Origin of the sequence: Pantoea vagans (genome assembly GCF_001506165.1) — a bacterium.
Lineage (GTDB): Bacteria > Pseudomonadota > Gammaproteobacteria > Enterobacterales > Enterobacteriaceae > Pantoea > Pantoea vagans_C.
In genome coordinates this window covers 1,154,294-1,177,830 of the sequence record NZ_CP011427.1, presented here as the reverse complement: position 1 = coordinate 1,177,830, position 23,537 = coordinate 1,154,294, and the positions used below count along the sequence as shown (strand labels likewise).

The 23,537-nt window shown below is 53.4% G+C and carries 20 protein-coding genes; 5 read left to right on the top strand and 15 right to left on the bottom strand.

The genetic code is table 11. The features are described from left to right. Positions 1-6: 6 nt before the first annotated feature. The 9 genes from nuoI to lrhA all read right to left on the bottom strand — a co-directional run bounded on the left by nuoI (position 7) and on the right by lrhA (position 10,862). Positions 7-549: an NADH-quinone oxidoreductase subunit NuoI gene (gene nuoI / locus LK04_RS05525; RefSeq protein ID WP_034825061.1), complete on the bottom strand. Its 543-nt coding sequence runs from the start codon at positions 547-549 to the stop codon at positions 7-9. 11 nt (positions 550-560) lie between these two features. Beyond that, positions 561-1,538: an NADH-quinone oxidoreductase subunit NuoH gene (gene nuoH / locus LK04_RS05520; RefSeq protein ID WP_034825063.1), complete on the bottom strand. Its 978-nt coding sequence runs from the start codon at positions 1,536-1,538 to the stop codon at positions 561-563. After that, positions 1,535-4,258 (bottom strand): NADH-quinone oxidoreductase subunit NuoG, encoded by a 2,724-nt coding sequence (gene nuoG / locus LK04_RS05515; protein WP_039336488.1) that lies wholly within the window; start codon positions 4,256-4,258, stop codon positions 1,535-1,537. The genes nuoH and nuoG overlap by 4 nt, the downstream gene beginning before the upstream one ends. A gap of 104 nt (positions 4,259-4,362) precedes the next feature. Then, complete coding sequence (nuoF, locus tag LK04_RS05510) at positions 4,363-5,703, bottom strand: NADH-quinone oxidoreductase subunit NuoF (RefSeq protein WP_197063376.1); 1,341 nt, start codon at positions 5,701-5,703, stop codon at positions 4,363-4,365. A 2-nt stretch (positions 5,704-5,705) separates the two neighbouring features. Further along, positions 5,706-6,221, bottom strand: coding sequence for an NADH-quinone oxidoreductase subunit NuoE (nuoE, locus tag LK04_RS05505; protein ID WP_038645741.1), 516 nt, complete (start codon positions 6,219-6,221; stop codon positions 5,706-5,708). A 2-nt stretch (positions 6,222-6,223) separates the two neighbouring features. Beyond that, the gene (gene nuoC, locus LK04_RS05500) at positions 6,224-8,023 is read right to left on the bottom strand and encodes an NADH-quinone oxidoreductase subunit C/D (protein ID WP_039336484.1); all 1,800 of its coding nucleotides are present in this window, start codon (positions 8,021-8,023) and stop codon (positions 6,224-6,226) included. A gap of 116 nt (positions 8,024-8,139) precedes the next feature. Next, positions 8,140-8,820, bottom strand: a complete 681-nt coding sequence (locus LK04_RS05495) for a NuoB/complex I 20 kDa subunit family protein (RefSeq protein WP_007889318.1) — start codon at positions 8,818-8,820, stop codon at positions 8,140-8,142. Between the two features lie 15 nt (positions 8,821-8,835). Next, positions 8,836-9,279 (bottom strand): NADH-quinone oxidoreductase subunit A, encoded by a 444-nt coding sequence (locus LK04_RS05490; RefSeq protein WP_034825074.1) that lies wholly within the window; start codon positions 9,277-9,279, stop codon positions 8,836-8,838. A 659-nt stretch (positions 9,280-9,938) separates the two neighbouring features. Next, positions 9,939-10,862, bottom strand: coding sequence for a transcriptional regulator LrhA (gene lrhA / locus LK04_RS05485; RefSeq protein WP_039336481.1), 924 nt, complete (start codon positions 10,860-10,862; stop codon positions 9,939-9,941). Between the two features lie 967 nt (positions 10,863-11,829). Here lrhA and LK04_RS05480 point away from each other — a divergent pair. Next, the gene (locus tag LK04_RS05480) at positions 11,830-13,047 is read left to right on the top strand and encodes a pyridoxal phosphate-dependent aminotransferase (RefSeq protein WP_039336479.1); all 1,218 of its coding nucleotides are present in this window, start codon (positions 11,830-11,832) and stop codon (positions 13,045-13,047) included. 262 nt (positions 13,048-13,309) lie between these two features. Then, positions 13,310-13,909 (top strand): 5'-deoxynucleotidase, encoded by a 600-nt coding sequence (gene yfbR, locus LK04_RS05475; protein WP_039336477.1) that lies wholly within the window; start codon positions 13,310-13,312, stop codon positions 13,907-13,909. A gap of 256 nt (positions 13,910-14,165) precedes the next feature. On the opposite strand, the gene LK04_RS05470 is transcribed toward yfbR, so the two are convergent. The 3 genes from LK04_RS05470 to yfbV all read right to left on the bottom strand — a co-directional run bounded on the left by LK04_RS05470 (position 14,166) and on the right by yfbV (position 15,938). Then, on the bottom strand, positions 14,166-14,825 hold the full coding sequence (locus LK04_RS05470) for a sugar phosphatase (protein WP_039336475.1): 660 nt from the start codon (positions 14,823-14,825) through the stop codon (positions 14,166-14,168). 14 nt (positions 14,826-14,839) lie between these two features. Next, positions 14,840-15,334: a YfbU family protein gene (locus LK04_RS05465; RefSeq protein ID WP_039336473.1), complete on the bottom strand. Its 495-nt coding sequence runs from the start codon at positions 15,332-15,334 to the stop codon at positions 14,840-14,842. A 151-nt stretch (positions 15,335-15,485) separates the two neighbouring features. Continuing rightward, the gene (gene yfbV / locus LK04_RS05460) at positions 15,486-15,938 is read right to left on the bottom strand and encodes a terminus macrodomain insulation protein YfbV (protein WP_039336471.1); all 453 of its coding nucleotides are present in this window, start codon (positions 15,936-15,938) and stop codon (positions 15,486-15,488) included. A 339-nt stretch (positions 15,939-16,277) separates the two neighbouring features. On the opposite strand from yfbV, the gene ackA reads away from it, so the two are divergent. Together ackA and pta are read left to right on the top strand one after the other, a co-directional pair. After that, positions 16,278-17,480, top strand: a complete 1,203-nt coding sequence (gene ackA, locus LK04_RS05455) for an acetate kinase (protein WP_039336469.1) — start codon at positions 16,278-16,280, stop codon at positions 17,478-17,480. Between the two features lie 73 nt (positions 17,481-17,553). Next, on the top strand, positions 17,554-19,698 hold the full coding sequence (gene pta, locus LK04_RS05450) for a phosphate acetyltransferase (protein ID WP_197063374.1): 2,145 nt from the start codon (positions 17,554-17,556) through the stop codon (positions 19,696-19,698). 116 nt (positions 19,699-19,814) lie between these two features. On the opposite strand, the gene yfcD is transcribed toward pta, so the two are convergent. Both yfcD and yfcF read right to left on the bottom strand, forming a co-directional pair. Then, a complete protein-coding gene (gene yfcD / locus LK04_RS05445) occupies positions 19,815-20,348 on the bottom strand; it encodes an NUDIX hydrolase YfcD (RefSeq protein ID WP_039336465.1) in 534 nt (177 codons plus the stop codon). A gap of 110 nt (positions 20,349-20,458) precedes the next feature. Then, positions 20,459-21,100 carry a glutathione transferase gene (gene yfcF / locus LK04_RS05440; RefSeq protein ID WP_039336464.1) on the bottom strand — a complete coding sequence of 214 codons (642 nt, stop codon included), beginning with the start codon at positions 21,098-21,100 and terminating at the stop codon, positions 20,459-20,461. Positions 21,101-21,304: 204 nt separating this feature from the next. On the opposite strand from yfcF, the gene LK04_RS05435 reads away from it, so the two are divergent. After that, positions 21,305-22,201 carry a TIGR01777 family oxidoreductase gene (locus LK04_RS05435; protein WP_039336461.1) on the top strand — a complete coding sequence of 299 codons (897 nt, stop codon included), beginning with the start codon at positions 21,305-21,307 and terminating at the stop codon, positions 22,199-22,201. A 37-nt stretch (positions 22,202-22,238) separates the two neighbouring features. Here the strand turns inward: LK04_RS05435 and LK04_RS05430 are convergent, their stop codons facing one another. After that, positions 22,239-23,519 (bottom strand): MFS transporter, encoded by a 1,281-nt coding sequence (locus LK04_RS05430; protein WP_039336495.1) that lies wholly within the window; start codon positions 23,517-23,519, stop codon positions 22,239-22,241. Between the last annotated feature and the right edge of the window lie 18 nt (positions 23,520-23,537).

The window sequence follows — 23,537 nt, the reverse complement described above, 5'->3', positions numbered from 1 at the left end:
GGCTCCTTAAGGTAACAAGCTTTTGACGTCGATTGGCTTGGCTTCGTTTTCCGCTTCGCCTTTCTCTTTCCCGTCGATCGCCATACCCGCCATGCGATAGAAGTTGTACTCCGGATATTTACCCGGACCGGAAATCAGCAAGTCTTGCTTCTCATACACCAAGTCCTGACGCTTAAATTCACCCAGTTCAAAATCCGGGGTCAGCTGGATTGCGGTGGTTGGGCAAGCCTCTTCACACAAACCGCAGAAAATGCAGCGTGAGAAGTTGATGCGGAAAAATTCTGGATACCAACGACCATCGACAGTTTCTGCTTTTTGCAGTGAGATACATCCCACTGGGCAGGCTACCGCACACAGGTTACAGGCAACGCAGCGCTCTTCGCCGTCCGGATCGCGCGTCAACACAATACGGCCACGATAGCGCGGCGGCAGATATACCGGCTCTTCTGGATACATCTGGGTTTCGCGTTTGGCGAAGGCATGCATGCCTATCATCCAGATACTGCGCACTGTCGTGCCGAAGCCAACGACAATATCTTTTAAAGTCATCTCAAAACCCCTTACTGCGCGCTGTACAGAATCACTGCGGCGGTCGCCAGCAGGTTCAATAACGTCAACGGCAGACATACTTTCCAGCCGAACGACAGCACCTGGTCATAACGTGGACGCGGCAGCGCAGCACGAATCAGGATAAACATCACCATAAAGAACGCCGTTTTCAGGGCGAACCAGATGAATGGCGGCAGGAATGGACCGTGCCAGCCACCGAAGAACAGCGTGACAATCAGCGCTGAAACCGTGGTTATGGCCACGTATTCACCGACAAAGAACAGGCCGAACTTCATACCGGCATATTCAATGTGGTAACCATCAGCCAGTTCCTGTTCCGCTTCTGGCTGGTCAAACGGGTGACGGTGACAAACCGCAACACCCGCGATGCAGAAGGTCACAAAGCCAAAGAACTGCGGAATGATGTTCCACAAATGCGTCTGGCTTTCGACGATGGCGTTCATATTGAACGAACCGGCTTGCGCCACCACACCCATCAGCGACAGGCCAAGGAACACTTCGTAGCTCAGCGTTTGCGCCGACGCACGCATCGCACCCAGCAGCGAGTATTTGTTGTTACTCGACCAACCGGCGAACAGCACGGCGTAAACGGCCAGACCTGCCATCATCAGGAAGAACAACAAACCGATGTTCAGGTCTGTCACCATCCAGGTCGGTGAAACCGGCACAATGGCAAACGCCAGCAGCAGTGACACAAAGGCAATCACGGGTGCCAGGGTAAAGATGAAGCGATCGGTGAACGGCGGAACCCAGTCCTCTTTAAAGAACATTTTGATCATGTCGGCGGCCAGCTGCAGCGAGCCGCCCCAACCCACACGGTTCGGACCGTAACGGTTCTGCCATAAGCCGAGCAGACGACGCTCGGCGAAACTCATGAAGGCACCACAACCCACCACCACCAGCAAGATCACAATGGTTTTCAGGATCTGGATAAGGATGTCGATAACGTCCGGTGTCAGCCAGCTCATTGCGCGGCCTCCTGCAATTTGTCAATTTGCGCGCCCGAGAGGAATGGCGGCACACCCGGCATTCCCAGCGGCAGCCCCACCTGCCCTGCTTGCAAGGAAGCAGAGAAACGGACCGGCAGGCGCAAGGTTTCACCGGCACACACCAGCTCAACTGCAGAACCGTTGTTCACACCCAGTTTTTCCGCATCAGCAGGGTTAATCACCAATGTGGCAGGTGACATACGCTTCTGGAAGGTCGGTGAACGCTGGGTCATCTCTTCACTACCAAACAATTGGTAGTAAGGCGCAACGCGGTATTGACTGCCTTCAACAAAGCTTTCTGGTACCGCAGTGAACCAAGGCAATGAGCCTTCACCGGCTTCGAACAGACGCACACCCGGATCGCCATGACGCAGTTTGCCACCCACTTCAGCCTGGAACTTGTTCCATGCCTGCGGGGAGTTCCAGCCTGGCGCCCAGGCAAATGGAATCTGCGAGCGCGGTGCGCTTGGCTGGTTGTTACCTTCCATCGAGAAGGCAAACATGGTGTCTTTATCCTGCGGCTGGCGCGGTTCGTGCACGCTGATATTGGCACGCATGGCGGTACGGCCACTGTTACGGTGCGGTGAACGCGCCAGTTTCTGACCACGGATACGGAAGCTGGCATCCGGTGCCGCGTCTTTAATACCTTTCAGCTGCGGCAGCGCCGCAACGGTGGCGTCAATGACGTGATCAAGCAGCGTCCAGTCGATTTGACGGCTTTCTACCGTGCTGTGCAGCGAGTGCAACCAACGCCAGCTCTCCAGCATGACAACGCTGTTGTCGTAGTAAGCGGGATCGTAAACCTGGAAGAAGCGCTGAGCACGGCCTTCCTGGTTGATCGAGGTGCCGTCGCTCTCCGCAAAGCTGGCAGTTGACAGCACGAGGCCGGCTTTCTCCAGCGTGGCGGTACGTTGATGATCCACCACAATGACGTGTGCGGTGTTGTGCAGTGCTGCATCAACGGTGGCTTTTGGCGCGTGACGGTAGAGATCGTTCTCTAAGACGATCAGCGCTTCCGCTTCGCCTTTATCCAGCTGTTCCAGTGCGCTATCCAGCGATTGTCCGCCCATCAGGCCGAGACCAAAGCTGTTCGCTGCGCCAGCGAGGAAGGTGATACCTACATCGGCACCGCGACCTTTCAATGCTTTCGCTACGTTGGCGGCCGCTTCAATCATTGCAATGCTACCGGAGTGAGTACCGGAAATGATCAGCGGTTTTTTCGCCCCCGCTAATGCCTGTACCACCACATCCAGCTTGCCGTTCAGCTTAGTGTCGAAGCCATTTACCGCAGGTGCAGTTTCATCCAGCGCATTAGCGATAGCAAAACCAAGGCGCGCTTGGTCTTCTACCGGTGCACGATAGCTCCACGCGGCGATGTCATCCAGCCGGGTTTCATCGACGTTGGTGACAAACAGCGGATGTTTGGCGTGCTGGCCAATGTTGAGGATCGCCGCGATCTGCCAGTCGGCCACTTTCTGTGCGGCTGCCATTTCACGTGCTTTGCCTTTCACTGCCTGACGCACAGACAACGCCACGCGCGCACCCACTTGAGTCAGGTCTTCACCCAACACCAGTACCGCATCGTAGCTTTCAATTTCGCGCAGAGAAGGCGTGTAGATTCCGCCCTCCTGCAGCACTTTCAGCATTAACTCGACGCGAGCCTGTTCGCCTGCTGGCATACCGGTTGAGAAGTTCTCTGCACCGACCAGTTCACGCAGCGCAAAGTTGCTTTCAATGCTGGCGCGCGGTGAACCAATACCGATCACTTTTTTCGCCTGACGCAGTACGTCAGCTGCCGCATTGACCGCTTGTTCAGCATTGAGGCTGACCCAATCGTTGCCGCGTTTCTGTACTGGATGACGTGGACGATCCTTGCGGTTCACATAGCCGTAACCGAAACGCCCGCGATCGCACAGGAAGTAGTGGTTAACGGTACCGTTGTAACGGTTCTCGATACGACGCAGTTCGCCGTAACGTTCGCCAGGGCTGGTGTTACAACCCACGCTGCACTGCTGGCAGATGCTTGGCGCGAACTGCATATCCCATTTACGGTTATAGCGTTCTGAGTGGGTTTTATCCGTGAACACGCCGGTTGGGCAGATTTCGACCAGGTTACCGGAGAATTCGCTCTCCAGCGTGCCATCTTCCGGGCGGCCAAAGTAGACGTTGTCGTGGGCACCATAGACGCCCAGATCTTTGCCGTCTGCGTAATCTTTGTAGTAACGCACACAGCGATAACAGGCGATACAGCGGTTCATTTCATGCGAGATGAACGGGCCGAGATCCTGATTCTGGTGAGTACGTTTGGTGAAGCGATAACGACGGAAGCTATGGCCGGTCATTACCGTCATATCTTGCAGGTGGCAGTTACCGCCCTCTTCGCACACCGGACAGTCGTGCGGGTGGTTGGTCATCAGCCATTCCACCACGCTTTCACGAAACTCTTTGGCTTCGCCATCGTCGATGGAGATAAAGGTGCCGTCCGACGCCGGTGTCATACAGGACATGACAAGGCGACCGCGGGTATCTTCGGCATTCTGGAATTGCTTCACCGCGCACTGGCGGCAGGCTCCCACGCTTCCCAGCGCCGGATGCCAGCAAAAATAAGGAATATCAAGGCCCAGAGAGAGACACGCCTGCAACAGGTTGTCCGCTCCGTTCACATGATATTCTTTACCGTCTACATGGATTGTAGCCATAGTGAACATGCTTCCGTAAGGCTCGCCCTAAGACGAGCGTTAAACATCTAATTCTGTCCCCTAAGCCGGGTCGGCTCAGGGTGAATTCCGTGTACGGCGGCTGATTACCAGCGCGCTTTCAGCAGGTTGGGCTGAATACCACCGATCGATCGGGTATTGCCAAACACCTGCGGCGCAATGCCGGCTTCAAACTCTTCACGGAAATATTTAATCGCGCTCTGCAATGGCTCAACGGCACCTGGTGCGTGGGCACAGAAGGTTTTACCTGGACCGAGCTGGCGGCAAAGCTGCTGCAGGGTTTCGATATCACCCGGCTGGCCTTTTTTCTGCTCCAGCGCACGCAGGATCTTCACGCTCCACGGCAATCCATCACGGCATGGCGTACACCAGCCACAGGATTCACGCGCAAAGAACTCTTCGAGGTTACGCACCAGTGAAACCATGTTGATCTCGTGATCGACCGCCATCGCCAGCGCGGTACCCAAACGGCTTCCGGCTTTGCCGATGCTGGCAAATTCCATTGGCAGATCGAGATGCTGATCGGTCAGGAAGTCGGTGCCCGCACCGCCCGGCTGCCAGGCTTTGAATTTCAGGCCATCGCGCATGCCACCCGCATAATCTTCCAGAATTTCACGCGCGGTGGTGCCAAATGGCAGTTCCCACACACCTGGGTTTTTCACGCGGCCAGAGAAGCCCATCATTTTGGTGCCGGTGTCTTCGCTGGTAGAGATATTTTTGTACCAGTCAACGCCGTTGAGGAAGATCGCAGGCACGTTGGACAAGGTTTCCACGTTGTTAACGCAGGTTGGCTTGCCCCAAACGCCCGCACTCGCCGGGAATGGCGGCTTAGAGCGCGGATTCGCGCGGCGGCCTTCCAGCGAGTTGATCAGTGCCGTTTCTTCACCGCAGATATAACGCCCTGCGCCGGTGTGCACGATCAGCTCAAAATCGAATCCGGTGCCGAGAATGTTTTTACCGAGGTAGCCGGCTTCGGTGGCTTCGGCAATCGCGCGGCGCAGATGAACAGCCGCTTCGATGTACTCGCCACGCAGGAAGATGTAGCCACGGTAAGCCTTCAAAGCGAACGCACTGATCAGCATGCCTTCCACCAGTTGGTGCGGCATCTGCTCCATCAGCAAGCGGTCTTTATAGGTGCCCGGCTCCATTTCATCGGCGTTACACAGCAGGTAACGGATGTTCATGGATTCGTCTTTCGGCATCAGGCTCCATTTCAGGCCGGTGTTAAAGCCTGCACCACCACGGCCTTTCAGACCGGAGTCTTTCACCGCCGCCACGATTTCGTCCTGGCTGAATTCTTTTAAGGCTTTTTCCGCACCGACATAGCCGTTTTTACTGCGATATTCATCGATCCACACCGGCTGCTTGTCGTCGCGCAGACGCCATGTCAGAGGGTGCGTTTCCGCAGTACGAATGATCTGTTTAATGGTCATTGATACTGCTCCAGCAGGTTGGCGATGCCTTCCGGCGTCAGATGAACGTGGGTATCTTCATCCACCATCATGGTTGGGCCTTTATCACAGTTGCCCAGGCAGCAGGTTGGCAGCAGCGTGAAGCGGCCATCGGCTGTGGTCTGGCCTGGCTTGATGTTCAGGTTCTGCTCAAGTGCAGCCTGAATGCCCTGGAAACCGGTGATGTGACATACCACACTGTCGCAGTAACGGATCACATGACGGCCAACCGGCGTGCGGTAGATTTGGCTATAGAAGGTGGCGACACCTTCCACGTCACTGGCTGGAATGCCCAGCACATCAGCAATGGCATTAATGGCACCATCTGGCACCCAACCACGCTGTTTCTGCACGATCTTCAACGCTTCAATCGAGGCGGCGCGCGCATCTTCGTAATGGTGTTTTTCGTGCTCGATAGCGTGGTGCTCGGTCTCGCTCAGCACAAAGACCTCATCAGGGTCGATAGTGTGAATAGCAATTTTTTGATCGTGCATGATTAGCGGTCCACGTCTGACATAACAAAATCGATACTACCGAGGTAAACGATCAAGTCGGATACCAGGCTGCCGCGGATCACGGATGGGATCTGCTGCAGGTGCGGGAAGCTTGGCGTGCGCACGCGGGTGCGGTAGCTCATGGTGCTGCCATCGCTGGTCAGGTAGTAGCTGTTGATCCCTTTGGTCGCCTCGATCATCTGGAAGGATTCGTTGGCCGGCATGACGGGGCCCCACGACACCTGCAGGAAGTGAGTGATCAGGGTTTCGATGTGTTGCAGCGTGCGCTCTTTTGGCGGCGGCGTGGTCAGCGGATGATCCGCTTTGAACGGGCCTTCCGGCATGTTTTTCAGACACTGTTCCAGAATACGCAGTGACTGCCACATCTCTTCCATTTTCAGCTGAACGCGGGTGTAGGCATCACTGATGCCAGCACCAACCGGGATCTCGAAATCGAAGTTTTCATAGCCTGAGTATGGACGCCATTTACGCACGTCGAAGTCCAGCCCGGTGGCACGCAGGCCAGCACCGGTGGTGCCCCACGCCAGTGCTTCGTCCATGTTGTAAGCTGCCACACCTTGTGAACGGCCCATCAATACGGTATTGCGCAGTGCCGCTTTGTCATACTCTTTCAGACGCTTTGGCATCCAGTCGAGGAATTCGCGCAGCAGACGCTCCCAGCCTTTCGGCAGGTCATGTGCCACGCCGCCAATACGGAACCAGGCGGGGTGCATGCGGAAACCGGTAATCGCTTCGACCACGTCATAAATTTTCTGACGGTCGGTAAAGGCGAAGAACACCGGCGTCATTGCGCCGACGTCCTGAATGAAGGTGGAGATGTACAGCAAGTGGCTGTTGATGCGGAACAGCTCAGACAGCATCACGCGGATCACGTTAACGCGATCCGGCACGGTGATACCGGCCAGTTTTTCCACCGCCAGTACGTAAGGCATTTCGTTCACACAGCCGCCGAGATACTCGATGCGGTCGGTGTACGGAATGTAACTGTGCCATGACTGACGCTCGCCCATCTTCTCAGCACCACGGTGGTGGTAACCGACATCCGGTACGCAGTCGACGATCTCTTCACCATCCAACTGCAGGATGATACGGAATGCACCGTGCGCAGAGGGGTGGTTAGGACCCAGGTTGAGGAACATAAAGTCCTCATTGGTGGTACTGCGCTTCATGCCCCAGTCTTCAGGCTTGAAGGTCAGCGCCTCCATCTCCAGATCTTCTTTCTGTTTAGTCAGTTCAAACGGATCGAATTCGGTCGCGCGCGCCGGGTAATCTTTGCGCAGCGGATGGCCTTCCCAAGTCTGTGGCATCATGATGCGCGTCAGGTGCGGGTGGCCATTGAAGGTGATACCAAACATCTCCCAGGTTTCGCGCTCATACCAGTTGGCATTGGCAAAGATTTTGGTGATGGTCGGCACATTCAGATCGTTTTCAGACAACGCCACCTTGAGCATGATGTCACGGTTGCGTTCAATCGAAAGCAGGTGATAGAAAACGGAAAAATCCGCGGCAGGTAAGCCTGCGCGGTGGGTACGTAAACGCTCATCGAAACCATGTAAGTCATACAGCATGACATACGGCTTCGGCAGCTTACGCAGGAATTCGACAATTTCCAGTAACTGTTCACGCTTCACCCAAACCACCGGAATGCCGGTGCGGGTGGCCTGAACGGTAAAGGCATCCGGCCCAAAACGGTTACGCAGCTCGCCGACCACTGGATCGTCCAGGTGATCGCGGGTTTGCCATGACGGCTGTGCGAGATCTTGCGTGGTTAAATCTGTCATACGTTACTCACCATTCCGGCCTGTTATCAGGCACTCAAAAGAAGGCGTCAGGATGGCGGCGCACATTAAATTGTGATGTTCTGCTGCGGCCGCTGTGCCATCCGTGTACGGGAAGCTTAGACTTCGTCTGGCGTTCTCAGGTTAGTCACGGCAATGCGCTCGCCGCGTTTTCTTTCACGCTCTGGCTGCATATTGGCGCGATAAACACCCTGATCACCCACCACCCACGACAATGGACGGCGCTCTTTACCAATGGATTCACGCAGCAGCAGCAGCGCTTGCATGTAGGCTTCTGGACGCGGCGGACAGCCAGGGATGTACACGTCGACAGGCAGGAATTTATCCACGCCCTGTACCACGGAATAGATGTCGTACATGCCGCCCGAGTTGGCACAGGCACCCATTGAGATCACCCACTTTGGTTCCAGCATCTGGTCATACAAACGCTGAATAACCGGCGCCATTTTGGTAAATGGCGTACCGGCGATCACCATAAAGTCAGCCTGACGAGGAGAGGCACGCATAACTTCCGCACCAAAACGCGCCACGTCATGCACCGCAGTGAATGACGTGGTCATTTCCACGTAGCAACAGGAAAGGCCGAAGTTATAAGGCCAGAGAGAGTTTTTACGACCCCAGTTCACCATGTCATGCAGGGCGTGTTCGAGCTTGCCCATATAGACGCTGCGATGAACGTGCTGCTCCAGGGGATCGGTCACAATCTCCTGTTTCTGCAAAGGATAACGATCGTTATCACCGCCGCCGTTCGGGTCTACGCGTGTCAGCGTGTAGTCCATGTTATTGCCTCGCTTTTACTGCTTATGAGGGTTGGTGTGGTTGTGACTAACCGGGATTGATTTGACCACGACGCGACGACGCGCAGGGGCCCAATCCAGCGCACCAATGCGCACCAGATAAACCAAGCCAGCCAAGAGCACCAAAATGAAAATTGCGGCTTCGACAAAGCCCACCCATCCGCTTTCGCGGATTGAGGTCGACCATGCGTATAAATAGAGGGCTTCGACGTCGAAAATAACGAAGAACATCGCAACCAGATAGAATTTAGCGGAGAGGCGTATATGGGTATCACCAACGGATTCGATACCCGATTCAAACGGGGTGTCTTTGTGACGCGCTCGTGCACGGCCACCTAACAGCCAACCACCGGTCAACATAAAGGCGCACAGGCCAAACGCGATAACAATAAAAACAATAAATGCCCAGTGATGAGCGATCACTTCTGTAGTTGTCGACATACTCTTTGCTTACTCATCAAAAGTGGCGTTGGCATCCTGCACTGTTGCAGCAAACACACCACATCGATTCAAGGGAAGGATAAAAACCTTATAAACTATGCTGTCATTATCAAATAAGCAGCACTTTTATGGGGTTTTTTACTCCTTTCTATAACCTTTTGTCAACTTTGACAAAAGCATTCAAACATTAATTAACACCAGAATCATATTATTAACAAATGAACCCCTTCATGCCAGCTAAATCGCTTCAGTTTGTGAGGTTAATTTTAGTGTAGCGGGTATTCACATGCATGGATCGTGCATTTAACAATCATATTTTGACAGGTCTTGCGGGGATTTCCCCCCCCTTAGAGGGGGTATTTTTTTGATCTAAGACACAGAATGGTGTTTTTTGCCGGAAAAAACGCCGATCGGCACAGGTAAATGCCCTGGAAAAGATGGCACGAAATGATAAAAAGATTCCACTCTGGTTAAAAATGGAACGCATTTCATTTTTTCGGAAACAAGGGAAATTATGTAACTTAAATAGCGTCAAAAAACGCAAGTTAACAGGCATAAAAAAAGCCTTAGCTGATATTCATCAGTCTAAGGCTTTTTTTTCTATGTTTTAACAATTGAACGGCATTCCATTTGCGAGGAATGACCCGTTATTGCCATCCTTACTCTTCGTCATCCAGCAGCAGAGAACCGTCTGGATTTGCACTCAGATTGTAAGGATCATTGGTCGACTGCATCGCATTGAAGATGGCCAATGCCAGTTCATTATCGCTGTCTGGATTGCGGCATAACAGATACTGTGTGTCCGGCAGAACCGGCAGACCTTCCGCCGCACCCATAACACGCAATTCTGGGCTCATCATCTCTACAGGACGCGCTGTAACACCTAAACCGGCTTTAACAGCAGCACGCACCGCAGCCAGCGTTGAGGCAACATAAGAGATGCGCCAAGGGATACCCGCTTCGTTGAGATGGTCGATCGCCATGTCACGATAAGGGCTTGGCTCATCCAGCAGAACCAAAGGAATGGCTTCGCCGCGCTGGAAGATATAATCCGCCGCGCAGTACCACAGAGTCGGTGATGTACGCAGGACTTGATAGGTGAAATTGCCGGGGCTGGACGTGGTGACGACCAGGTCGACTTCACCCTGGTTCAGCATTTCCATCATGAACGGGTTGCGCTTAACGCGCACATCAATGGCCAGCTTAGGATACACCGACGTTACGCGGTTAAGCAGAAACGGCAGAATGGTATCGGAAGTATCATCAGAGGCACCGATAGTCAGTACGCCCTGGATATTGCTGTACATCAAAGAGGTGCAGGCTTCGTCGTTAAAACGAAGGATCTTTCTGGCATAGCCCAGCAACTGGATGCCATGCTCCGTCAGCAGTTTATTACGTCCATGTCTGGCAAACAGCTCTTTACCTACCAATTGTTCCAGACGTTGCATCTGCTGACTTACTGCCGATTGCGTTCTGCATACTGCTGCAGCTGCTGCCGCAAAGGTATTCAGGTCAGCAACAGCGACAAAAGTACGAAGCAGATCGAGGTCGAGATTCAGTATCGGACGATTTGCATTAGTCATGTTTTTTCTTCACTTATAAGATTTTTTAAAACTACTACCCTGGTGTATTACCCTACTTATCAAAGAGATAAGAGGTAATGGTGCTTAATGGCAGCCCTGTGTGGAGGATGCCATGAAAAAAACGTGTCAGGCGGATACCGACGGATATGTCACTCTGCAATCAGAGCAGCGCCGTCTATTTAAGACAGAACAACTTCTGGTCCGAAGACGTATGTCGTACAAGTGCTGGAAGCTGCGTAGTTGTCTATTTTCCCGCAAAAAGGCCCTGCGGGTCAAAAAGGGATAACATCATGTTATGCTGATGCGAAGCGGTAAAGTGCATCAAATAATAAATTATACTTAATCATTTTTACGCTTTAAAGGGAAATGTTTTTGTTCAAAACATCGCAATTTTTGACCAAAACGCTTTTCCAGCCTATCCTGCCACAACCCTGCGCGTTTTTTAACCACCCCGATTCTGAAACCCCATACCAGGCGTTAAAGTTACAGTACAAATGCTATTTAAGACGCAATTATCGCCTTAATCATTCACTTGTTAGCGCCTCATTCTGCTGTGAAAAAGTGAATAAGAATGCACTGTATACCCTGACACCAGCTATTGCTTCATCACCGGTGCACACTTCTTCGGCATCCAACAAGATTCCTTTAACTATTTCATCATGTGGCTAATGAATTTTCGCACAGGATGTGAATAAAAAATTTCTTAATCACCTGCTTTACCTATGGATAACGCGCTTTACAGCGGTCATCAGTTTACCCAGAATTTAATATCACACTTACTCAAGTTTGCAGGCTTATAAACCAGGCCAGCTCACAACGGATGCGTTTTACTCTACGTACGCCGGGAATAACTGGCAAACTCGCCAAAACCCAGCGCTACCCTTCTTTTGTGACGATGAGAGGAGTAAATTGGGCAGGTTTGTTTTTGGTGGCAGGTTAAAGGACTCTGCCCATTAAGGCGGTAATAATGAATTTTCAAATTGATAAATCTGGCAAGCTGGAAAATGTCTGTTATGACATCCGTGGTCCGGTACTGAAAGAAGCAAAGCGTCTTGAAGAAGAAGGTAACAAAGTCCTCAAACTGAACATCGGTAACCCTGCCCCGTTTGGTTTTGAAGCCCCTGATGAAATCCTGGTCGATGTGATTCGTAACCTGCCAAGTTCGCAGGGTTATTGTGATTCAAAGGGACTGTACTCGGCGCGTAAAGCCATTATGCAGCACTACCAGGCGCGAGATATGCGCGATGTTACCGTTGAAGATATCTACATTGGTAACGGTGTGTCCGAGTTGATCGTGCAGGCGATGCAGGCATTGCTGAACAGCGGCGATGAAATGCTGGTTCCGGCCCCGGATTATCCCCTGTGGACCGCGGCCGTTTCCCTGTCGAGCGGTAAAGCGGTGCACTATCTGTGCGATGAGTCTGCGGGTTGGTTCCCAGACCTGGATGATATTCGTAGCAAAATCACGCCGCGTACGCGTGGCATCGTGATCATCAATCCCAACAACCCGACCGGTGCGGTGTATAGCAAAGAACTGCTAATGGAAGTGGTTGAGATTGCGCGTCAACACAATCTGATTATTTTTGCCGACGAAATCTACGACAAGATTTTGTATGACGAAGCACAGCACCATTCGATTGCTGCGCTGGCACCGGATCTGCTGACGGTGACGTTTAATGGCTTGTCCAAAACCTACCGCGTTGCCGGCTTCCGTCAGGGCTGGATGGTGTTGAACGGTCCGAAAAAGCATGCCAAAGGCTACATCGAAGGCCTGGAGATGCTGGCATCGATGCGTCTGTGTGCCAACGTCCCGGCTCAGCATGCCATTCAGACTGCGCTGGGAGGTTATCAGAGTATCAGCGAGTTTATTGCACCGGGCGGTCGTTTGTATGAACAGCGCCAGCGTGCCTGGGAGTTGATTAACGACATTCCGGGTGTGAGCTGCGTTAAGCCACAAGGTGCGTTGTATATGTTCCCACGCATCGATCCTAAGAAATTCAATATCTTTGATGACCAGAAGATGGTGCTGGATTTCCTGCTGCAAGAGAAGGTGCTGCTGGTTCAGGGTACTGCCTTCAACTGGCCATGGCCGGACCACGTACGCATCGTAACCTTGCCGCGCGTTGATGACCTCGAAATGGCCATCAGCAAGTTTGGTCGCTTCCTGCAAGGCTATCGCCAGTAACAGGTGATGCGTATACCCAAAATAATTCGAATTGCAGTACAAAAGTGCCTTACGGCGCTTTTGAACAGCGCTTGCGCTGGCCCGCAGGGTGAGGCCGAAGGCCGAATCACGCGGCAAGTGGGTGAATCCCCAGGAGCTTACATGAGTAAGTGACTGGGGTGAGCACGCGTAGCAAACGCAGCTGCGGTTCGAAGTATGACGGGTATATACTGTTCTCATTTCGGGGAGTGTAAAACTCCCCACCGTGCAACAGGAACCCGTCATGACCCGTAGCCACTTTTTCGCCCACCTTTCCCGCCTTAAACTGATTAACCGTTGGCCGCTGATGCGCAATGTGCGCACTGAGAACGTCTCTGAACACAGCCTTCAGGTCGCGATGGTGGCGCATGCCCTGGCGATCATCAAAAACATGAAGTTCAGCGGTAATCTCAACGCGGAACGTATTGCGATGCTGGCGCTCTATCACGATGCCAGCGAAGTCTTAACCGGTGATTTACCGACGCCAGTGAAGTACTACAATGCACAAATTGCCCATGAATATAAGAAGATAGAGAAGATTGCGCAGCAAAAGTTGATTGATATGCTGCCGCCTGAATTGCAGGATGCCTATCGACCCTTGATTGATGAGCATTTGCACAGCGAAAGTGAGCAGGCAGTGGTGAAACAGGCGGATGCGCTTTGCGCCTATGTGAAATGCCTGGAAGAGTTATCGGCAGGTAATAACGAATTCTTGCTGGCAAAGGCGCGTCTGGAGAAAACCCTGTCGCAACGCCGCTCACCTGAGATGGATTACTTTGTGGAAGTCTTTATCCCTAGTTTCAGCCTGTCGCTGGATGAGATTTCCCAGGACACGCCGTTGTAAAGACGGGACTTCAGGATTGGCGATGACGCCGATTGAAGCTGCATAAGTGCTGGCGGTCCTCGCGCCGCTTACGCGGTGCCTTCACTTCATTCGACGGCCTTACGGACCGGTGCCGATGGAACATCCATGTTCCAGCGCCACCTTTCGCCCGCGTCCTGCGGGCTCTCCTGGCATACTCATTCCATTCAGCGCTGCGGATTGCCCGCCCTTATACAGCCCCAGTCGGCTTCTCGACTTATGTGCGTGTAGTAAAAAATTAAGCGTTGAGAGAAAGTGTAAAGGTGCCGTTTTCCGCCTGCGTCACCACCAGCGGTTCCAGGGTTTTTACCTGATAAGTGACTTCATGCAAGCGCGGTGCATCTGCTGGGGCATTTACCGCAACTACAGCGCTACCCGCTTCCAGACCGGCGATAATCCCTGCTGGCGCATCTTCAACCACCACGCATTCGCTGGCGGCCAGACCCAGGCGCTCAGCACCCAGCAAATAGGGCTCCGGATTGGGCTTGCCGTGTTTGATATTCTCCGCGGTAATAAACACTTCAGGCATCGGCAGCCCGGCTGCTTTATGTCGCGCATGCGCCACCGGAATCGAGCCCGATGTCACGATCGCCCAAGGAATATGCAGCTCATTTAAAGTTGCCAGCAGAGCTTTCGCCCCGGGGATAGCTTGAACCCCTTCGGTATCCTCCGCTTCCAGACGCTCAAGCCAGAGGAACTCGGCTTGAATCGCCTCTTCAGACTGGCCAGCCATAAAGTGGCGCAGTGAATTGATGGCGGGTTTGCCGTGTATGAAGTCCAGAACCTCTTCCGCTGCGATACCGTGGCGTTCGCCCCACAATGACCATGAGCGAATCACCACAGGTAATGAATCCACCAATGTACCGTCTAAATCAAACAGAAAACCTCTGTACTTCACACGCTGCTCCTTATTCAGGCATTGAGAATCTGCGCAATTTCATTCGCGCTAAGATGATACTGACGCGGACAAGTGTGCCACACCGCCAGCATACGTTGGTATTTTTCCCACATCGGGGTTTGCGCATTGAAGCCGTGCGTGCCGGAATCGAAATGGGTATAGCGCCCTTCCACATTCACCATAAAGCGCACGTAACCGAGATAGCGCGCTTCGGTAGCGGCATCAAAACCGAGAAACGCCAGGCGGCGCTCTTCGAGGGTGTGAGGTTCTTTCAGGTTCGACCAGGAGACATGCAGTGCGTGATGCATTTCCATGATGTCGATAAGCTGGCGGCAGGTGGCTTCGGTTAATTCGCCAAACTCTTTATCCAGCTCGCGCAGCTGCAAGCCGTAGCCGCGTTCGATAATGGTTTGATAACGACGATAGCGCTCGGCATTATCCGGCTCCAGCATGGCCATCATTTTGTACTGATTGGAAAGGATGAGTCGCTGTGCGTGGGTCATTTCCATGGTTCTCTCCCGGGCTATTACGGCCGCTTAAGATTTAAACAATGTAGAAATGATTACACAAGGAAAGTGATGCGTGTGCGTTCACACCACTTTTCTTTGATTTAGACCGGGGTCAAGCACACATTCTCTGCGGAAGCGTCGCGTGCGTCGTTTAAAGATCGTCCAGGAAAGTACGATCGAGTTGCTTAAATGCGCGTTTGAGCACATCTGCCAATGCCTGATAGGTGGGCTTACCATCAACCGGTGCGATAGCCTGTCCCGCTTCTTCCAGTTTGCTCCGCACTTCGTGGAACCAGTGCAGCAGCGTGGGGGGTAATGGTGTGACTGAGCGTTTACCCAACCACCACAACCCTTGCATCGGTAAACTGCAGGCAAAGAGCGCAGTCGCGATCGCCGGGCCGAGCTGGCCGCCCATGGCGATTTGCCATGTCAGGGTAAATATCGCTAAAGGTGGCATAAAGCGAATGGCAAAACGCGTTGCCGTCACCACACGATTTTCAGGGAACATTGGTGCCAGACGTTTGTCGGCTGGCCAGGTCTTCATGTAGTGCTGGCCGCGCTGAAATAAGCCGAACCAGCCTGGATTACTTGCATCATTCGCCATGATAGACCTCAACTAATTCTGTAATGTTTAAAATAAACTGATAACTACACAACTTTACGTGACACGCTTCAAAAATTTTTGTCTTTGCGGGTGACACCAGATATTCTGACGCCGATTTAGCAACATTACCGGAAGCTTCAGCTCAATTAAAGAGCGGTTTAGAGCCATGTTTCGCTAAGCGGATTTAAAAAATCTGCGTAAAATTACCAAAAATTTTTTGCATGTCGGTCTCTTTTTGACTACCGCATGATGTTAATCATTAATCTACCAGCATTCATGGGCTACGCTGTTAGTCTGATTGCGTTATTTTTAGCCACTATTTAATCAATAGGTACTTCCATGTCGACGAAGTTAGTACTGGTTCTGAACTGCGGCAGCTCCTCTTTAAAGTTTGCCATCCTTAACCCTGCTACCGGTGACGAATATTTGTCAGGTCTGGCAGAGTGTTTCCATTTACCTGAAGCACGTATCAAGTGGAAACTGGAAGGTAGCAAACAGGAAGCTCCTCTGGGCGCAGGCGCGGCACATAGTGAAGCGCTGAACTTCATCGTTAAATCCATTCTGGCACAAAAACCAGAGCTTTCGGCACAAATCGCTGCAATCGGCCATCGTATTGTTCACGGCGGCGAGCAGTTGACTCAATCTGTCATCATCGACGAATCCGTGATTCAGGGCATTAAAGACGCCTCTTCTTTTGCCCCGCTGCATAACCCGGCGCATTTGATCGGCATCGACGAAGCCATGAAGAACTTCCCACATCTGTCGGATAAGAATGTGGCGGTTTTTGATACAGCATTCCATCAGACAATGCCTGAAGAGTCCTATCTTTATGCACTGCCGTACAAATTGTACAAAGAGCACGGCGTCCGTCGCTATGGCGCACACGGCACCAGTCACTACTATGTGACACAGGAAGCCGCAAAAATGCTCAACAAGCCGGTCAATGAGCTGAACATCATTACCTGCCACTTGGGCAACGGTGGTTCTGTTGCGGCAATCCGCAATGGCCAGTGCGTGGATACCTCAATGGGGTTGACCCCGCTGGAAGGCCTGGTGATGGGAACCCGCAGCGGCGATATCGATCCCGCTATCGTGTTCTTCTTGCATGACGCACTAGGCATGACCGTTGATGCAATCAACAAGTTGCTGACCAAAGAGTCTGGCCTGTTAGGTCTCACCGAAGTCACCAGCGATTGCCGCTATGTTGAAGACAACTACGCGACCAAAGAAGATGCCAAGCGTGCGATGGATGTGTTCTGCCACCGCCTGGCGAAATACATCGGTAGCTACACTTCACTGATGGAAGGCCGTCTGGATGCCGTGGTCTTCACCGGCGGTATTGGTGAAAATGCGGCGATGGTGCGTGAGCTGTCACTGGCGAAACTGGGCCTGTTGGGCTTCGAAGTGGATCACGAGCGCAATCTCGCGGCACGCTTCGGCAAATCTGGCTTTATCAACAAAGAAGGCACTCGCCCGGCTGTGGTGATCCCAACCAACGAAGAGTTGGTCATCGCCCAAGACGCCGCGCGTCTCACTGCCTAACCACACTTCTCTCCGTCAGCCCAGGCTGACGGAGTTGTTTTAGCTCGTCTGCAACACCTGAGAGGTTTCTATAGTGTCACGTACAATCATGCTCATCCCCACCGGCACCAGCGTCGGCCTGACCAGCGTCAGCCTCGGCGTGATCCGTGCCATGGAGCGCAAAGGCGTCCGCCTGAGCGTGTTCAAGCCAATTGCCCAGCCACGTGCGGGCGGCGATGCGCCCGATCAGACCACCACCATCATCCGTAAAAACTCCGCCATTCCTGCCGCTGAACCGCTGCAGATGTCGCGCGTTGAGTCGCTGCTGGGTTCAAACCAGCAAGACGTGTTGATGGAAGAGATCATCGCCAATTACCATGCCAATGCTCAGGATGCTGAAGTGGTGCTGGTGGAAGGTTTAGTGCCGACGCGCAAGCACCAATTCGCTTCCGCGCTGAACTATGAAATCGCCAAAACCCTGAATGCTGAAATTGTCTTTGTCACCGCACTGGGTAACGATTCCCCTGCTCAGCTGAAAGAGCGTATCGAACTGACGCAAAGTAGCTTCGGCGGCAGCAAGAACAAAAATATCACCGGCGTGATCATCAATAAACTGAATGCGCCCGTGGATGAGCAAGGCCGTACCCGTCCTGACCTGTCTGAAATCTTTGATGACTCAACCAAAGCCAACATCGCCAATATCGATCCTAAGCAGCTGTTTGCCAACAGCCCGCTGCCGATTCTGGGCTGCGTGCCATGGAGCTTTGATCTGATTGCGACGCGCGCCATCGACATGTGCCGCCATCTGAATGCAGACATCATTAACGAAGGTGAGATCCAAACGCGTCGCGTGAAATCCGTGACCTTCTGTGCCCGTAGTATCCCGCACATGCTGGAGCATTTCCGCCCAGGCTCGCTGCTGGTGACATCGGCTGACCGTCCTGATGTGTTGGTTGCGGCTTGCCTGGCCGCGATGAACGGCATTGAGATTGGTGCGGTGCTGCTGACCGGCGGTTACCAGATTGAAGCGCCGATCGCTCGCCTGTGCGAACGTGCCTTCCAGACTGGCCTGCCCGTGTTTATGGTGAAAACCAACACCTGGCAGACCTCCCTCAGCCTGCAGAGCTTCAATCTGGAAGTTCCGGCGGATGATACCCAACGCATTGAGAAAGTGCAGGAGTACGTCGCCAGCTACATTGATGCAGACTGGGTTGAATCACTGACGGCCACCTCTGAACGCAGCCGTCGCCTGTCACCACCGGCATTCCGTTATCAGCTCACCGAACTGGCGCGCAAAGCGGGCAAACGTATCGTGCTGCCAGAAGGCGACGAGCCGCGCACCGTGAAAGCGGCCGCGATTTGTGCCGAGCGCGGCATTGCTTCTTGTGTACTGTTGGGCAATCCGGATGAGATCCAGCGCGTTGCCGCTGCTCAGGGCGTCGTACTGGGCCAAGGCATTGAGATTGTTGATCCAGAAGTAGTACGTGAAAACTATGTGCCGCGCTTGGTTGAACTGCGTAAGAGCAAAGGCATGACTGAAGTGGTAGCGCAGGAGCAGCTGGAAGATAACGTGATGCTCGGCACCATGATGCTGGAACGTGGTGAAGTGGATGGATTGGTGTCTGGTGCGGTTCATACCACGGCCAACACCATTCGTCCGCCGTTGCAGTTGATCAAAACCGCACCGAACAGCTCGCTGGTCTCTTCCGTCTTCTTCATGCTGCTGCCGGAGCAGGTGCTGGTTTACGGCGACTGCGCCATCAACCCCGACCCGAATCCAGAGCAGCTGGCAGAGATCGCCATTCAGTCCGCCGACTCCGCCAAAGCCTTTGGCATCGATCCACGTGTGGCGATGATCTCTTACTCCACCGGTAACTCAGGTGCAGGTAGCGACGTTGAGAAAGTGCGTGAAGCCACGCGTATCGCTCAGGAAAAACGTCCTGACCTGGTGATTGATGGTCCACTGCAGTATGACGCCGCTATCATGGAAGACGTGGCCAAATCTAAAGCACCAAACTCCGCAGTTGCGGGTCGTGCGACCGTGTTCATCTTCCCGGATCTGAACACCGGTAACACCACTTACAAAGCGGTACAGCGTTCTGCAGACCTGATCTCCATCGGGCCGATGCTGCAAGGCATGCGTAAGCCAGTCAACGACCTGTCTCGTGGTGCCCTTGTGGATGACATTGTCTACACCATCGCTTTGACCGCGATTCAGTCTCAGCAGGCAGAAGGCTAAGGCTTTCTCCCCTGAGAAAAATATATACCCAAAATAATTCGAGTCTCCTCATGGGGCCTTGAAGTATGAAGGGTATAAAGGCGCCTTTCGGCGCCTTTATTTCATCCCAGCTAAGCTCAGGACTGGCTTCGCGTGGCATCGCTGTTGCGGCTCAGCCATAGCGATACAGCCTTCAGCGAATCATCGGTGAATTCATCACAGCGCGCGGTAATCTCTTCCGGCGTCATCCAAAACACCTCGTCCACCTCTTCTTCCTGCATGGCAAACGGGCCATGGGAAACGCAGCTGAACAAGCCACCCCAAACGCGGCAGTGTTGGTCTTCGAAGTAGAATTTACCGTGTTCGGCAAAGGGTACAGCGGCGATACCGAGCTCTTCTTCCGCTTCACGGCGCGCGGATTCCAGCAGGTCTTCACCACTCTGCACGACACCACCTGCGGTGGCATCCAGCATACCCGGCATGAAGTCTTTGATTTCCGTGCGACGCTGCACCAGAATTTTACCCATACCATCATGCACCACGATATAGGTCGCACGATGGCGCAGATTCTGCGCACGCATCTGCGCACGGCTGGCCTGCGCAATGACCTCGTTCTCTTCACTAACGATATCAACCCACTCAATACCGTTATCTGCCGTTTGATCCACCATCCGTAACCCTTTCTGTTTTCGGCGTGCCCAGCACGCGCCTGTTTGCGATGCCTTATTAGAATGTGCGGTAAGGTAAAGCGTTCTTTTGGCCTCCGCAAGGCTCTTCGTGCTTAGCGCGATTTACCTGATTCGGACAACCATAGCTGGACGGATGCACGCTGCCACTGGAACTCGGCATAATGCTGCAATTTCACTGGCAGCATATCGCCATGTAACGCCAGACGGTTAATCATCACCGCCAGGTCGGTATCCGCAATAGACCACTCGCCAAACAGGTTTTGCTGCCCTTCCGGCAACAGACGCTGTACCGCGGCAATCAGCTTGCTCGCAGCCTGCTCTCCTGCCGCCGACAACGGCGCAAACCGTTCGCCCGCAAACAGTACCTCTGTGGGACGCTCGGCGCGCAGAGCCATAAGATCACTACGCAACCACGCCTGCACTTCACGCGCATGGGCACGCTTTTCGCGGTCACGCGGGTAAAGACGCTCAAATTCCGGCGCAGGAAAACGCTCTTCAAGATATTCCGCGATCGCCGAAGATTCATTGAGGACCAGGTCATCAATTTGTAGCGCAGGCACACGGCAGGTCAGCGACAGAGCACGATAGTCATCATCAAGCTGCGCATTCTGCGACAAATCCACTCGCTTTAAGGTGAAGGGGATGCCTTTCTCAGTGAGTGCGACATAAACCGACATCGCATAAGGGCTGAAAAAGGACGCATCGGTCCACAAGGTGATGGTGGGATAATTCATCGGATGCCTCAAATAAGCGTCAGGTGTGCTTCCTGTTTACCGATTTTTATCTGCTAAGGCAATGGTGCGCTGGTCGGATCTTTATCCTTAAAGCCATCACAAACTTTCCCTTTTTCTTCATTAGCGTAAGCCGGGTCACGCTACACCTGCGCTTCTCTTCTATGATCAATTCTGAGCAGAAAATAAATTACAAGGAGGCTCACAATGCACCTGCTTATTACCGGCGGCACCGGACTGATTGGTCGCCACCTGATTCCTCGCCTGCTAATGCTCGGACATCAGGTTAATGTTGTGACTCGTGATGTCGCCACAGCGCGCGAGAAACTTGATCCGCGCGTATCACTCTGGTCTGGCATCAACCAGCAATCCGACCTCAAAGGCATTGATGGCGTTATTAACCTGGCGGGCGAACCTATCGCCGATAAACGCTGGACCGAACAACAAAAACAACGACTGTGTGAAAGCCGCTGGCAGATCACCGAACAGATTGTTTCGCTGATCCATGCCAGCAGCCATCCACCGCATTTTTTGATTTCCGGATCTGCCACTGGCTTTTACGGCGATACCGGCGATCTGGTGCTGACTGAAGACGATCCTGGGCACGATGAGTTCACTCATGCCCTGTGCGCCCGCTGGGAGCGCCTGGCCTTGAACGCGCAGAGTGAACAGACTCGCGTCTGTTTGTTGCGCACTGGGGTGGTACTGGCAGCAGAAGGCGGTGCGCTGGCAAAAATGAAGCTGCCTTTTAAGCTGGGCGTAGGCGGCCCGTTAGGCAGTGGCAAGCAGTATTTGCCGTGGATCCACATTGATGATCTGGTGAACGCCATCATCTGGTTGATTGACAATAATAACCTGAATGGGCCGTTTAATATGGTGGCACCCTATGCGGTGCGTAATGAGCAGTTCGCCGCGATCCTGGGCCACGTGATGCATCGCCCGGCGTTTATGCGCACACCCGCCAGCGCCATCAAACTGATGATGGGTGAATCGGCCGTGTTGGTGCTGGGTGGGCAACATGTGTTACCAAAACGGCTGGAGGAGTCGGGCTTTGGCTTCCGCTGGTACGATTTACAGGAAGCTTTACAGGATGTGGCGGGATGAAATGTCCCGGTGCGTAGCTCTACGCACCGGGTTTGCTTCAACTGCGTTGCTCCGCAACGCGTGACTTCACGACTTTCTCTTCACGGGTATGCCCCGGTTGCGGCACGCGAATGATGAAGGTCAACACGCCGGCAAACACATACAGCGCGGTGTAGGCCCACACTACCCCCACAATATCGAAGAACGGCAGCATCACTGACGCGATGGCGGGTGCGACAAAATTACTCAGGCCCGCAGACAGGTTGTAAATCGACACCGCCGCACCTTTATGATGGGGTTCCAGCGTGGGGAACACCGCCGTCATGGGCACAAACGCCGCCACAAAAATGCCCAACATCACCGCAGGGATCAGCGCCACCCAGAAGTTATGCCCGACATACAGCGGCAGGTAGTAGAACATCAAACTGGAGATGGCCATACCGAGGCAGCCAAACCAGCGCACCTGACGGATCCAGCCCAATTTCTCGCCGGTAATGCCCCAGAAGATGTTGGTGAAGATGGTGACAAAGAAGAACACCGCCCAGATCTGCAGCCACTCAGAGATGGTGAAGCCGAGACGATCGACAAACAGCAACGGCATGATGATGGCAAAACCAAACAGTGAAAGCGTGTTGATGATGCGGATCAGGCAAGCGTAGAACACATGCTGATTGGTGAACAGAATGGTCACCGCACGCGACATCTCCGTCATTTTATCACGCATCGGCAGGTTGACACGGGAGCGATCCACCGGCACATTGCGCAGACTAAAGTAGGCCAGCACACCGCCGCAGGCCACCCAGATGATCGCCAACCATAACGTTCCCGTTTCACCCAGCATCGGAATAGTCAGACTTGGCAGATAACTGCCCACCACGCCAATACCCACGGAATACATCGCCCAGAACCAGCCCGTGGCGGCAGCCAGTTTCTCACGCGGTAAGACCTGCACCAGCATCATCATAAACGAGTAGATAAACAGCGGATAAGCCAGCCCACGAATGCCGTAGAACAGCACCATCAAGGGATAGTTGCGCAGGCCGAGACCCAGCGTCATAAACAGCGCATGCATCACGATCCACAGCACAAAACCGATCATCATCGCGCGCTGTGGGGTGATCAATTCGGCCACCACACCAGAGGCCCAGGCCGCCAGCGCGGCCGCCAGGCCATAGAAAGTAAAGACCACGGCAGACTGCGCAGGCGAGAAGCCCATATCGGTAATATGGCGCGACAGGAATGCCATTTCGAAGCCATCACCCGCCATGAAAATCGCGATAGCGAGGAAGCCCCAAAACATCTTCTTCGGTAAGCCAAACCAGTATTCGTTCGATTGCATCACCATCATCCTCTGTTC